The sequence below is a fragment of the Mycobacterium sp. 050272 genome, assembly GCF_039023525.1.
Classification (GTDB): Bacteria; Actinomycetota; Actinomycetes; order Mycobacteriales; family Mycobacteriaceae; genus Mycobacterium.
Window position 1 is genome coordinate 31,838 of record NZ_JBCHKV010000020.1, and the last position, 12,528, is coordinate 44,365.

At 64.7% G+C, this 12,528-nt stretch carries 15 protein-coding genes and 1 tRNA gene; 9 read left to right on the plus strand and 7 right to left on the minus strand.

From position 1 onward, the window contains the following. Positions 1-2 precede the first annotated feature (2 nt). Together AAHS21_RS27255 and AAHS21_RS27260 are read left to right on the plus strand one after the other, a co-directional pair. Entirely contained in the window at positions 3-629 is a 627-nt protein-coding gene (locus tag AAHS21_RS27255; RefSeq protein ID WP_342930630.1) for a GNAT family N-acetyltransferase, read from the plus strand. A gap of 25 nt (positions 630-654) precedes the next feature. Then, positions 655-1,713 carry a hypothetical protein gene (locus AAHS21_RS27260; protein ID WP_342930631.1) on the plus strand — a complete coding sequence of 353 codons (1,059 nt, stop codon included), beginning with the start codon at positions 655-657 and terminating at the stop codon, positions 1,711-1,713. Between the two features lie 25 nt (positions 1,714-1,738). Here the strand turns inward: AAHS21_RS27260 and AAHS21_RS27265 are convergent, their stop codons facing one another. The 3 genes from AAHS21_RS27265 to crcB (AAHS21_RS27275) are packed head-to-tail and all read right to left on the minus strand — an operon-like array spanning position 1,739 to position 3,596. Beyond that, positions 1,739-2,836 (minus strand): DUF190 domain-containing protein, encoded by a 1,098-nt coding sequence (locus AAHS21_RS27265; protein WP_342930632.1) that lies wholly within the window; start codon positions 2,834-2,836, stop codon positions 1,739-1,741. Then, on the minus strand, positions 2,833-3,201 hold the full coding sequence (gene crcB / locus AAHS21_RS27270; RefSeq protein WP_342930633.1) for a fluoride efflux transporter CrcB: 369 nt from the start codon (positions 3,199-3,201) through the stop codon (positions 2,833-2,835). Before crcB (AAHS21_RS27270) ends, AAHS21_RS27265 begins: the two co-directional genes overlap by 4 nt. Further along, complete coding sequence (gene crcB / locus AAHS21_RS27275; protein WP_342930634.1) at positions 3,198-3,596, minus strand: fluoride efflux transporter CrcB; 399 nt, start codon at positions 3,594-3,596, stop codon at positions 3,198-3,200. The genes crcB (AAHS21_RS27270) and crcB (AAHS21_RS27275) overlap by 4 nt, the downstream gene beginning before the upstream one ends. 80 nt (positions 3,597-3,676) lie before the next feature. Between crcB (AAHS21_RS27275) and pgm the strand changes: the two genes are divergently transcribed. The 7 genes from pgm (at position 3,677) to AAHS21_RS27310 (ending at position 10,169) form a co-directional block, all read left to right on the plus strand. Further along, a complete protein-coding gene (gene pgm / locus AAHS21_RS27280; RefSeq protein WP_342930635.1) occupies positions 3,677-5,308 on the plus strand; it encodes a phosphoglucomutase (alpha-D-glucose-1,6-bisphosphate-dependent) in 1,632 nt (543 codons plus the stop codon). A gap of 113 nt (positions 5,309-5,421) precedes the next feature. Continuing rightward, a complete protein-coding gene (locus AAHS21_RS27285) occupies positions 5,422-6,576 on the plus strand; it encodes an MFS transporter (RefSeq protein WP_342930636.1) in 1,155 nt (384 codons plus the stop codon). Positions 6,577-6,632: 56 nt separating this feature from the next. Beyond that, positions 6,633-6,705: transfer RNA gene (locus AAHS21_RS27290), tRNA-Ala, on the plus strand. Between the two features lie 148 nt (positions 6,706-6,853). Then, positions 6,854-8,104, plus strand: a complete 1,251-nt coding sequence (locus AAHS21_RS27295) for a DUF4010 domain-containing protein (RefSeq protein ID WP_342930637.1) — start codon at positions 6,854-6,856, stop codon at positions 8,102-8,104. A 237-nt stretch (positions 8,105-8,341) separates the two neighbouring features. Continuing rightward, the gene (locus tag AAHS21_RS27300) at positions 8,342-8,647 is read left to right on the plus strand and encodes a hypothetical protein (protein WP_342930638.1); all 306 of its coding nucleotides are present in this window, start codon (positions 8,342-8,344) and stop codon (positions 8,645-8,647) included. 70 nt (positions 8,648-8,717) lie between these two features. Continuing rightward, positions 8,718-9,173, plus strand: coding sequence for a hypothetical protein (locus AAHS21_RS27305; RefSeq protein ID WP_342930639.1), 456 nt, complete (start codon positions 8,718-8,720; stop codon positions 9,171-9,173). 105 nt (positions 9,174-9,278) lie between these two features. After that, positions 9,279-10,169, plus strand: coding sequence for a DUF1295 domain-containing protein (locus tag AAHS21_RS27310; RefSeq protein WP_342930640.1), 891 nt, complete (start codon positions 9,279-9,281; stop codon positions 10,167-10,169). Positions 10,170-10,175: 6 nt separating this feature from the next. On the opposite strand, the gene AAHS21_RS27315 is transcribed toward AAHS21_RS27310, so the two are convergent. The 4 genes from AAHS21_RS27315 to AAHS21_RS27330 all read right to left on the minus strand — a co-directional run bounded on the left by AAHS21_RS27315 (position 10,176) and on the right by AAHS21_RS27330 (position 12,402). Then, the gene (locus AAHS21_RS27315) at positions 10,176-11,036 is read right to left on the minus strand and encodes a pyridoxamine 5'-phosphate oxidase family protein (RefSeq protein WP_342930641.1); all 861 of its coding nucleotides are present in this window, start codon (positions 11,034-11,036) and stop codon (positions 10,176-10,178) included. A 47-nt stretch (positions 11,037-11,083) separates the two neighbouring features. Beyond that, positions 11,084-11,782: a PAS and ANTAR domain-containing protein gene (locus tag AAHS21_RS27320; protein WP_342930642.1), complete on the minus strand. Its 699-nt coding sequence runs from the start codon at positions 11,780-11,782 to the stop codon at positions 11,084-11,086. Continuing rightward, the gene (locus tag AAHS21_RS27325; protein WP_342930643.1) at positions 11,779-11,967 is read right to left on the minus strand and encodes a hypothetical protein; all 189 of its coding nucleotides are present in this window, start codon (positions 11,965-11,967) and stop codon (positions 11,779-11,781) included. Before AAHS21_RS27325 ends, AAHS21_RS27320 begins: the two co-directional genes overlap by 4 nt. Positions 11,968-12,216: 249 nt before the next feature. Beyond that, positions 12,217-12,402 carry a hypothetical protein gene (locus tag AAHS21_RS27330; RefSeq protein WP_342930644.1) on the minus strand — a complete coding sequence of 62 codons (186 nt, stop codon included), beginning with the start codon at positions 12,400-12,402 and terminating at the stop codon, positions 12,217-12,219. Positions 12,403-12,528 lie beyond the last annotated feature (126 nt).

Sequence of the window (12,528 nt, forward strand, 5' to 3'; positions counted from 1 at the left end):
ACATGTCAGACTTTGAAGTGATCCTGCCCCGGCAACTGACCGATATCAGCGCCGAGGTCCGCAATGTCGCACCGCCGCCGATGCCGCAATTGCCCGAGCCGTACGGTTTGCGTCTCGTCGATCCGGATGCCGACGCCGAGACGATCTCCGAATGGATGAACCGACCGCATCTGGCCGAATCGTGGGAGTATCCCTGGCCGCCGGAGCGCTGGCGCCGTTACCTGCGTGCGCAACTCGAGAGCAGCTTCTCTCGCCCCCTGCTGGCCAGCTTGGAGGGGGTCGACCGCGGGTACCTCGAACTTTATAGGGCAGCAAAGGATTCCATCGCGGCCAGATATGACTACGATCCCCACGATTTGGGCCTGCACGTCGCGGTGGCCGATTTGGACTACATAAGTCAGGGACACGTCAGCTACCTGCTGCCGCATTTGTTGGTCAGCATCTTCGGCCTTGATCCGCAATGTCGCCGAATCATGTTCGATCCCGACCACCGCAACGTCTTGGCGCGCAAGTTCTGTGAGCGGGGTGGTTGCGTTTATCTCGGCGAGCACGACATGTCCAACCGGCGGATGGCGCTGTACGTTTTGCCTCGCACGCCAGACGACGTGCCCCGGGCCCGCGAGTGCTGAGCTGTCTCTGCGAAAGTGAATAGCCATGTGGGCTCGGCTTGTGGTGGCGCCGTGGTGGGTGCTGTGGTTGGTGAACGCGGCAACGTTCACGATCACGCTGTCGGTGATCTGTGGGCTGGGGCTTCCCGGCTTTGGGGCCGCCGGCTGGGCCTGGCCGCTGCTGTGGGTGCTGGTGTTCAGCCTGATCGTGACCGCGCTGTTGACGCGCGCCCGGCGCCCGATTCAGCAAAGCTACGCGCGCACCGTGACCGGCCTGGACCTGGCGCAGCGATCGCAAGCTGTCAGGGCGCTGCGTCGTGGTGAGGTGCCGTCGGACCCGGCCGTGTTGGCGGCCGCCATCCGCATCGGTGACCTTTCGATGGCGTACCAGCGCCGAGTGCCGGCATGGCAGCGCAGGGCTTCATGGGTCGTCCCCGCTCTATGGGTGGTCGCGGCGGTGCTGGAATTCGTCGGCAACGACACGCGGGCCGGGCTGACCTGGAGCGGGTTGGCGTTGCTGGTGTCGGCTCGAATGGCTTGGGCGATGTACAAAGTGCGCGAGTTGCCCAGACGTCTGCAGCTACTGCGTTCGGCGGCCGATTCCAGCCCGCAAGCGCTTTCGGTGCTGGCTCAGGCGCACGACTCCGCAGCGCCGCCGCCGAATCGGCGGTTTCGGCTGGCTTTTGTCGTCGTTGTGGTCATCGCGGTGGCCGGAGCAGTTTTCGCGGTGTATCGGCAGGGCCAGCCCAGCCGGGACTGCCGCACCGCCGACGCGGTCGTGGGGTTCATCCACGAGCACCCCGACATGCTCGACGCCTCGTTGATCACGCCCGGCGGCCCCGGCCTGGACAAGTACCAGGACTGGTCGGATCGACTCGTCGCGTACTCGCAGCAGGTGTCATCGCCCGATCTCGCACCGCACCTGCACCGCATCGCCAAGATTTCCACCGATGCGGTGGGGGTGGTGACCGACGCGCGACGTGACTCGTTCGCGACCCAGTCCACCGACGAGATGCTTGCTCGTCGAGATGCTTACCACGGCCTCGTCAGCCAGCTGATCGATGAGGACAAAGCCCTCATTCCGCCGTGTCATCCGCGCCGTTAGAGGCTGTCCCGCAACCGGTTTGGCGTCAGTAGTCGTGCTGGGCCAACGAGATGTCGCCCAGGCGCTGCGTCTCGTCGAGTGACAGCACCGCCGGAACCATTTCGCTGGTCACCAACCCGTGGCGGCCGGTCAGCTCGTCGACGATGTCGAAGCTGCGCGCGATCGAGTCCGGCGTGTCGACGACGATGGTCGTCACCGGAACCCGCCGCGCAACCTGAAACAGTCTGTCCCCGTGCGGTTTATGGTCTCCGTGAAATCCCCACATGCCGCGCAGCACGGTGGCGCCACGCGCCGTTCCCGAACGCATCAGGCGATGCACAAGGGCGCGATGGATCGGCAACGTGTCGTGCCGGGTGGCTTCGGCGGTGTACACCATCAGCTTTTGCCACAGGGTGCGTCCCTGGTCGTCTGTCATCGGCAGCTGCTGGGGGCGGGCGAACATCTCACCGTCGCGTTTGCACAAGCGCACCCGTTCGACCGTCAGCAGAGGTTGGGCAAGCACGTCGGCCAATTCCGTTGCGGCAGCACAAACCTGCTCAGTCGACCCGATGCCGATGATCATCATCGGGACATTGACGTTGCGGCCGAAGAATCGCGCCCGCCGGCGCTGTCCGTGGACGGTGCCATCGACGCCGAGAAGCGCTATGGCACCGGCGAATCCGTGCTGATACATCCGTTCGCAGACCGCGTAATATGCTGCTTTCCCGGCGACGCGCTCTTGCCGGCCGACATACACCGTCAGTTTCGCGGCATCGCCGTTGTGCGCGTCGAAGTCGCCAAGCACGTCGGTACCCTGTTGCCGGGTGATCAGCCGCGCCCGCTCCAGCGTCAGCAGCCCGCGGCCCGTCAGCGCGGCGACTTCGTCGACCAGGGAGCGGATCTTCGGCTCCACGTCGACCGCGGCGACCGCGACAGCGGGATCTTCGGACAGACTCAACGACACGTCGCTGCGCAGCTCGTGGCTCGCCCCGAAACTGGCGATGCCGCGCAGCATCACGCTGGTCGCCACATCGTTGGCGCCGAACAGGTCGAACATCGCGTCGGCCAGGAAGCGTCCGGCGTCGCCAACGGCGCGCTGGCGTTCGCCGAAGTATGCGGTCAACTTCAGGCAGGGCTGGTTCATAGCTGCTCCGCCAACCATTGTCCGAGCAACGCCGCCGCGACGCCGAGCACGACGCTGACCACGATGTTGGCGGTCGCCGCCCACATCCGCCGCTCTTCGCCGAGCCGCTGAGTCTCCAGCATCCAGGTGGAAAAGGTGGTGTAGGCGCCGACGAACGCGGTGCCCGCCAGCAATGCCGCGTCCTTGCTCAACGCCAGGCCGCCGAGGAATCCGAGCAGTGCGGCGCCGCTGATGTTCACCGCCAGCGTGCCAACCGGAAAAGGCCGCGCCGCCCGGCGGGTGACGGTGCGGTCCACCAGGAACCGTGACACCGAACCGATGCCGCCGACCAGTGCGACCCCGGCCCATACCAAGAACGTCGTCATGAGCGCACCCGCACCCGGCGCACCAACGCGGTCGCCAGGTGTGCAGCCAGCAACCCGAGCACGATGCTGGAGACGGTGTAGGCCAGTGCCAGCAGCCAGTGGCCGTGTTCGAGCATCTTCAGCGTCTCGACCTGCATGGTCGAAAAAGTCGTTAAACCGCCGCACAATCCGGTGCCGAGCAGCGGTCGTCGATAACTCGACAGCGGCAATCGCTCCAGCAGGCGAGTGGTGAAATAGCCCACCAAGAAGGCGCCCACGATGTTGACGACAAACGTCGGCCACGGCCACCTCGCCGGGTCTGGTTGGGCGAGAGTGTTCAGCGCCGCGCGGGCGATCGAGCCCACCGCTCCGCCGGCAAAAACCGCGCCCAACTCGCGATAGTCAGGTCGTGCCACCGGTTGGTTCCCTTTCGTTTGCCAATGCGCTACGCAGCGTAGAGCGACGTGCGCGTCCGACACGGGCACAATCTGTAGACATGGCCAACCCGCGAGCCGGTCAGCCGGCCCAGCCCGAAGACCTCGTCGACCTATCCCATTTAGTTACGGCGTACTACACCATCCAACCCGACCCCGACGACGTTGCGCAGCAGGTGGCCTTCGGCACATCCGGTCACCGCGGCTCGGCCCTGAATGGCGCGTTCAACGAAGCCCACATCGTGGCGATCACCCAGGCGATCGTCGAATACCGGGCCGCGCACGACACCACCGGCCCGTTGTTCATCGGCCGCGACACCCACGGCCTCTCCGAGCCGGCATGGGTGTCAGCGCTCGAGGTGCTGGCCGCCAACGACGTGGTCGCCATGATCGACTCGGCCGACCGCTACACGCCGACTCCCGCGGTCAGCCACGCCATCCTCACCTACAACCGTGGCCGCACCGATGCGCTGGCCGACGGAATCGTTGTGACGCCGTCGCACAACCCGCCCTACGATGGCGGTTTCAAATACAACCCGCCCAACGGCGGCCCGGCGGACACCGACGCGACGAACGCAATTGCCAAGCGTGCCAACGAGATTCTGCGCGACGGTGGTTCTGGTGTGAATCGGGTGCCGCTGGCGCGCGCGCTGCAGACCGCCCAGCGCCACGACTACATGGACGCCTACGTCGCCGACTTGCCGAACGTGGTCGATCTCGACGTGATCCGCAAGGCCGGGGTGCGGATCGGCGCCGACCCGCTGGGCGGGGCAAGCGTGGACTACTGGGCCGCCATCGCCGAACGGCACAACCTCGACCTGACCGTGGTCAATCCACTCGTCGACGCGACGTGGCGGTTCATGACGCTCGACCACGACGGCAAGATCCGGATGGATTGCAGCTCCCCGAATGCGATGGCTGGGTTGATCGCCAACCGGGATCGCTATCAAATCGCCACCGGCAACGACGCCGACTCGGACCGCCACGGCATCGTCACCCCCGACGCGGGGTTGATGAATCCCAATCACTATCTGGCCGCGGCCATCGACTACCTCTACACCCACCGGCCGTCCTGGCCGGCGGGCATCGCGGTCGGCAAGACCGCGGTCAGCTCGTCGATCATCGACCGGGTGGTCGCTGGCATCGAACGCAAACTGGTCGAGGTGCCGGTCGGATTCAAGTGGTTCGTCGACGGCCTGATCGGCGGCACCATCGGATTCGGCGGCGAGGAGTCGGCGGGGGCGTCGTTTCTGCGACGTGACGGATTGGTGTGGACCACCGACAAGGACGGCATCACGCTGGCGCTGTTGGCTTCCGAGATTCTGGCCGTCACCGGATCCACGCCGTCGCAGCGGTATCAGGCGCTGGCCGACAAGTACGGCACTCCGTATTACGCGCGGGTCGACGCGCCCGCCAACCGCGAGCAGAAAGCCCGGCTGTCCAAGCTGTCGCCCGACGAGGTGACCGCGACCGAGTTGGCGGGGGAGCCGATCACGGCCAAGCTGACCGCCGCGCCGGGCAATGGCGCCGCGCTGGGCGGCCTGAAAGTGACGACCGCCAATGCGTGGTTTGCTGCGCGGCCATCGGGCACCGAGGATGTCTACAAGATCTACGCCGAATCCTTCAACGGACCCGAGCATTTGGCCGAGGTGCAAGAAAGCGCGCGCGAGGTAGTTAATAAAGTTATTGGATGACCTAATAAAGTCATCGGGTGACCTTTACCCTCTGTCGTGGCCGCGCAGGGGGGCGCGGATCCCGTCCCGTCCAGTTGCCGCGCGAAGTTTGGATCCTCAGCTGGGCCAATGTAATGGCTGCGCTGGGATACGGCGTTATCTCGCCCGCCATGCCCACCTTCGCACGGACCTTCGGAGTCGATATCGAGGCGGTGACATTCCTAGTCGCCGTCTTTTCGGTGGCCAGGTTGTTTTTCGCACCGGTCAGTGGCTTGTTGGTGCAGCGCTGGGGTGAACGGCGCGTCTACATCAACGGTGTGCTGATCGTCGGGGTGACCACCGCGGCGTGCGCGTTCTCGGAAAACTACTGGCAATTGCTTTCGTTCCGGGCTCTCAGCGGCATCGGGTCGACGATGTTCTTCGTCGCCGCGCTGGGGCTGATGATTCACATCAGCCCGCCGGACGCGCGGGGACGGGTTGCGGGTTTGTTCACCACGTCGTTCATGATCGGCGCAGTCGGCGGTCCCGCGGTCGGTGGCTTGACGGCCGGATGGGGCCTGACCGCCCCGTTTATCGTCTACGGCGTCATGATGCTGGGCGTCGCGTTGGTGCTGTACTTCAGCCTGCGGGACTCGGCGCTGGTCGCGCCGTCGGAGCCGACACGCTCGACGGTGACGATGCGTGAGGCGTTGCGATCCCGGGCGTACCGGTCCTCCTTGCTGTCCAACTTCGCGACCGGCTGGTCGGCGTTCGGGCTCCGTGTCGCGTTGGTGCCGCTTTTCGTCACCGATGTCATGCACCGCAGTGTCGGAATCACCGGTGTAGTCCTCGCGGCTTTCGCGGCCGGCAACGCATTGGCCGTCATCCCCAGCGGCTATCTGTCCGACCGGATGGGACGGCGCGCGCTGCTGATCGTCGGCCTGGCGACCACGGGCGTGGCGACCGCTTGCCTTGGCGTCGTAGCGTCGTTGCCGGTGTTTCTGGTCGCATCATTCGTGATCGGCGCGACGACCGGTATCTACATGTCCCCGATGCAGGCTGCCGTCGCCGACATCCTGGGCAATCAGGCGCGCGCCGGCCTCCCGGTGGCGGCAGTGCAGATGTTCTCCGATCTCGGCGCCATCATCGGCGCGATGGCGGTCGGCTGGGTGGCCGCACGGCTCAGCTTCGGCTGGGACTTCACCATCAGCGGGACTGTGCTGCTGATCGCGGCCATCGGCTGGATGGTGTCACCGGAAACACGGCCCGCGCTGGAACTAGCGTCTGAACCGGAGCTCGATGCTGCCTGACCAGCGGTTTTGAAGGACGGTTGCCAGTGGTGTAGCTTCGATTGGCACAACTTCTTGGGGCTATGGCGCAGTTGGTAGCGCACCACACTGGCAGTGTGGGGGTCAGGGGTTCGAATCCCCTTAGCTCCACAAACGGGAACCTGCTCTGACTTCGGTTGGGGCGGGTTTCTTGGTTCGCGGGCCGAGCCGTCGCTTTCCCGCTTCAGGTTTGGTTCGCGGGCACCCGACGTGAATTATTCTGGGCCGCAACGCACTGGTCTGCTGGACGGGAGTCGTTGTGAGCTGGCAGCAAATCCAGCCGTTCCTGGTGGCGCTGGCCATTGGGTTGCTGCTCGGCTTGGAGCGCGAACGCAGCCACAGCCGCAGGCTCCCTGCTGGAACGCGCTCGTTCGCGCTCCTGTCGCTGGTCGGAGCCATCACCGCCAGCTTCAGCGAGTGGGCGGTGCTGGCCGGCCTCGTTGTCGTCGGGGCGCTGATGACGCTCGCCTACTTTCGCAGCAGCGAACGAGATCCCGGAACTACCACAGCGATCGCCGCACTCGCGGCTTATCTGCTCGGCGCGCTCGCCTACACACGCCCGGCGGTAGCCGTGGCCATCGCCGTGGTCGTCGCTGGCCTGCTCGTGTCGAAGGCTCGCATCCATCGCTTTGCCCGCGAGATCGTCAGCGACGTCGAAGTAGAGGACGCCATCAAGTTCTTTGTGGTGGCGCTCGTGATCCTGCCGCTGCTGCCGGATCAGCAGCTCGGGCCGTATGGCGTACTGAACCCGGCGAAGGTGTGGCTGCTGGTGGTACTGCTCACGGGTATCGGCTGGGTCGGCTACATCGGTGTTCGGGCCCTGGGGCCCGAACGGGGCGTGCTCGTCACCGGTTTGGCAGGCGGGTTCGTCTCGGCGACGGCGACGACGGCGTCGATGGGACGGCTCAGCCGGACGGCGACCAGCATGCGTGCACCGCTCGCCAGTGCACTGCTCGCGAGCCTCGCGACCTTCGTGCAGTTGCTCATCGTGATTGCGCTCGTCGACGTCGAAGTGCTGCGCCGGCTATGGCCTCCGGTGGTCGCTGGAGCGGTCGTGCTGGTGGGCGCCGCCGCCGTCGTCTACCGAGGTGGCACACACCGCCAGAATGCCGCGCAGGACCAGGAAGTCGGGGCGACCAAGGCGGGTCGGCCGTTCGCGTTGCGGCCCGCGCTCATTCTGGCCGCGGTGCTGACCTTCGCCCTGCTCGTCGGTCGTTGGGGCGCCGACATACTCGGCCCGAAAGGGGTAGTGCTAGCGACCTTCGCTGCGGGTCTCGCCGATGCCCACGCCGGCGCGGTTGCCGCTGCCAGCCTCGCTGCCAAGGGGGACATCACCGTCGACACCGCGCTGGTCGCGGTGGCCGCCGCGCTGGGTTCCAACCTGCTGGTCAAGACGGTGTTGGCTTTCACCGCCGGCGGTCGTCGCTTCGGGCTTGGTTTTCTTGGGGCCATGGCCGTGCCGGCCGTGGTGTTCGGTGTCGCCCTGACCGCGGCGGTACTCGTGGTGTGAGCCGGGAGCTGCGGCCACGTGTGATCGAAAGGCCCGTGTAGTCAGGACTTGTGACCCTGTCGCCGGTCCTTCTCCCAGAGCACTCTGAGGTGTGTGTCGACGGCGCGGATACAAACCGGACCTATTGGGCCGCATGGCAATCGAGTCGGCTTATGATCAGCGGCTGCGCAACGGGGTGGAGCATCCGTGGTCCTATGAGGTCATCAGTGGCCGCTCGGTAGTGAAAGGAAAGACAACATGAAGCGCGAAGTCTGCAAATTCTTCTCCGGAGCATTTGCCGCGCTGGCCTATGCTCACGCCGCGTATGCCGTTGCGACGGATCAGGGCATCGTCGATGAGCCGATCCTCTTCAGCAGACGGTGGGGCATCAAATTCATGTGGACCGAGGCCGCTATTTACTCGGTGCTTGGTCTGGTGCTCGGGTATTTCGGGTGGATATCCAAACCTCAAGAGCCACTAGATAAGTCGGATTTGTTTGCGACAAACGGGCAAAGTGCGCAACCTGTGGGCTCGGGTGATGGGTCACGGCTCGTAGGCCGCTGATTTACCCAGGGGCGTCCACACAAACCTTTGGCTAGTCCAAAACACGACCCGACGAAGGGGAGGTCCGCTGATGGCCAGGCACACGTATCACCGGTTCCTGGGTGGCGTAGCTTTAGCCGCTGCGGCTTTCTCCGCTGTCGGGACATCTGCTACCGCCAGCGCCGTCTACCCTGGTGTCCCAGAGTGGTTTTCACAGGCCAAAGAGCACTTCGACAATACGAGGAACTACATGCAGGCGGTGATCGACGCGATCGCCGCCAACGACATCGGTGCTCTCCGGTCGGCGTGTTCATTGGCTCACGACGAATTGAGCGTCAACCTCCAGGCCCACCTGCCTACGCCGGACCCGGCACTGACTACCGCGTTGCAATCAGAGATCGACGACGCTCATACGGCGATGCACATCTGCATGTCATTAGGGCCGAACAGCACCTCAGCCGATTTAGAGCGAGCCGATTCGTTTATGCAGCAGGCCAATCTACACATGAAGACCGTCGACGCCATTCTGGCCACAGACCTAAGTTGACGGCCGCTCCGCTCAACACATCCCTGTCGCAGAAGGCCGCGGCTCGCCACGGCTGGGACACGCAACGGAGAAAGTCGGCCGAGTCCTGCTAGCTACGCTGCGACCATGGCAACGATCAGTAAGGCGCGGTCCCTGGGGCTAGTCACGGTGGCGTACCTCGTCGCCCTCGCGGTGGCCACAATATGGCTGACCTGGGGGCCGGGCACCGGGCAGCTCTGGCTCGATACGTTGATCGCCGACGTGCTGGCTACTGTCGTGGTTTTCGCATTCAGCCGTGCCTACCGCAATTCGAGCTTCTACGACGCCTACTGGAGCGTCGTTCCGCCGCTGTTGTTGTTCTATTGGTGGAGCCGCGTGTCACCCGCGGTCGACCAGCTGCGGTGCTCGCTGTTGTCCGTTGTTGTGGTGCTGTGGGCCGTGCGGCTGACAGCGAACTGGGTTTATGCGTTTCCGGGCCTACACCACGAGGACTGGCGGTATCCGATGTTCAAGCAGCGGGCCGGCCGTTGGGAATTTCTGGCCGACCTGTCCGCGATCCACTTGATTCCGACGTTGGAGGTATTTTTGGGCATGGTCCCGGCATACGTCGCGGTCACCCGGACCGGCCCGGGGTGGGTGTGGCTCAGCTGGGTTGGTTTCGTCGTCGGCGTGGCCGCCGTCGCGCTGGAGCTCGTCGCCGATGTGCAGATGCACCGGTTCGTCGCGCGGCGACAGGTTGGTGCGGCGATGGACCGAGGCCTCTGGAGCTGGTCGCGGCACCCGAACTATTTCGGCGAGTTCAGTTTCTGGCTGGCGGTTGCGTTGTTCGGTATCGCGGCGGCGCCCGCGGACTGGTGGTGGCTGATCCTGGGAGCGGTCGCGATGCTGGCGATGTTCCTGGGCGCGAGCATTCCGATGATGGAAGAGCGCAGCCTGCAACGTCGCCCGTCCTATCAGGACGTCATCGACCGGGTGCCCCGGTTCCTGCCCCGCCCGCCCCGAAAGGCGAAGGCTTAAAGGGAATTACGCGACCGGTGACGACGCGATAACCGAGCCGACCGCGAATGCGACGCGCCGCCCCACGCCGCCGTCGTCACCCTCGGCGCCGAGGCGGGTCCACTCCACCTGGGCGGTACCGGACAGCTGCAAGCTGGCGCCGGTGGCGAAGTCGACGAACAGCAGGGCGGCCTCGTCGTCGACCGCCAGGTTGCCGAAGCTGTTGAACATGTTGTTGCCGGGGTAATCCGGCCACCACAGCCGCTCGGCGCTCTCGACCCGCACAAATCCCGGTGCACCTCCGCGATGCGAGGCATCACTGCCCCGGGTGGGATGCGTGGTACCGAGAAAGAACGTGTCCGAGGCCTCGATGGTTGCCTGTTGACTGTCGCTCAAAGACGTTGTCTGGCTCAGGTTTTCGGGAGGGGCGGTGAGGGCAGCGACGTTGACGTCGTGCCGGTGGATGTATTGAGGGCAGTTGCCGTACGCCTGGTCGACGTGCACCGTCATGCTCGCATCGTCGCTCTCGGTGAGGCTGCCATTGATGCGCATTCTGCGCCGGGCGGCGAAATCGATGGCGATCAATCCGATCTGTTGGCCGACCGGCATCCGCTGCAGGGGATCACCCTCGCGCGGAACAGCCGAAATCCGCAAGGTGTCTTCGCCGCCGTGCAGGAACCCCGGCTGCCCCGACAACGGGGAGACCCACAGCACGCCCCGGCGGTCGCGTCCGGTGATCGCGGCAAAACGCTGAGTTGTCAGGAATTGCGCGCCGCCCGCGGACAAGCCTTGGGCTCCCAGCATGGTTTCCAGGCGTTTTGCGGCCATTTCGACGCCGGCTCGGCGTTGGGTGGCCACCTCACCCTCATGAAAGCCCGTCACTGTCACGCGCTGAGTAACGCCGCCGACGCTGCAGAACTTCCCGGTGTTTCGTCCTAATCGGCGCGACGCTGCGCGGTCATCAGCGCATGGTCGAAAATGGTTCTATCGACCATTGCGCTCGCCGCGGTCGCCCGCAAAGCGACACCGATTTGTTCGGCCAGCACCCGCAATTTGACATTGTTTTTCTGGGACAGCCAGCTGAGTAAATCGAAAGCCGATTTCTCATCGAGGTCGTAGATGAGCATCAGCATGCCTTTGACGTGCTCGATCGGCGCACGTTTGTCCGCTATCTCGCCCAACCGCGCGGTGATGGTGTCCTCACGTGAGTGATGCGCCGGGGTGACGTCGAGGTAGAAGCCGTGGGTGCCGATCGCTTCACCGCGTCTATTCAAGAACTGATCTCCGATGACGACCACCCAGCGCACAACGCCGCCGGTGTCGATGATGCGGTGCCGGCAGCTCAACGCCCCACGGATGTGCGTGATCGCGTCGATGGTCGCGGCGATTCGATCGCGGTCATCGGGATGCTGGTGCGAAAGCACCAGCTCGGTTGTCGGCGTAACGGCTCCCGGCTCATACCCGTGCAACCGTTGCACCTGCTCGGACCACTCCCAGCGCTGGTCATCGAAGTAGAAGCGGAACCATCCCACGGCCCGCGGGGAGACCGCAGCCAGACCATGGGCGGCACCGATGTCGTCGGCACTTGCCGGCGACGAATGAAGATCAACGCGACTAACGGTCCGTCTGGTCATCGGCGAAGCCTCACTTGCTCGTAAGCGTTGCTGGCGTCCTTCAGCTTCGCCACGCTGTCCGCCGTGCGGAGCGGGGACATCAACTCCAGGACCGCGTCGGCCATCTCGCTGGCCTTCGATACCAGCGGGTCACTGCTGTGTTTCTCCTCCGAGAATCGAAACGCCGCGGATCTCAACTCGGCCATCTCTTCATCCGTGGGGGATCGGTGGCCGAGCCAGTGGTCGCCAAGAAACCAAAAGACTCGCACCGCCAGGTCATCGGCACGCTGGAGTTGACTCATATTTCGGAATTCGGAGCTGTGTGTCCCACGGATGGGTGATTGTGATCACCGACCCGCGGCTGGGGCCCGGGCGCGATCGCGGCCGAGGTCGGCTGACAAACCGTTGGGATCGAATCGGTGGCTCGAACCCCGTTCTCCGGCTTGGGTATTGCCTCAGTGCCTGCGAGGCTTGTGGCTGTTCACCGCGTCGTGTATCAGCAATCCCACTAAGGCCGCCACGCAGAGTGGCACATACAGCCTGAAGTTGGTTGAGGCTTGCTCATAAAGCGCGATGTAGGCGATCGTTACGAGCGCCACCATCGTAAGCAAGATGCCGCGATTGACTTTGTCAGTGCTCATGCTTCGACCTATCTTTTTGGTCGGCACTACGCCGCGAGTACCAGCATAAACCTGCCAACGCGGATTCTCACTGCCCTATTTCGCGCGTCGCGACAATGACGCGAATTGTGCGACAAATTCGTGGTG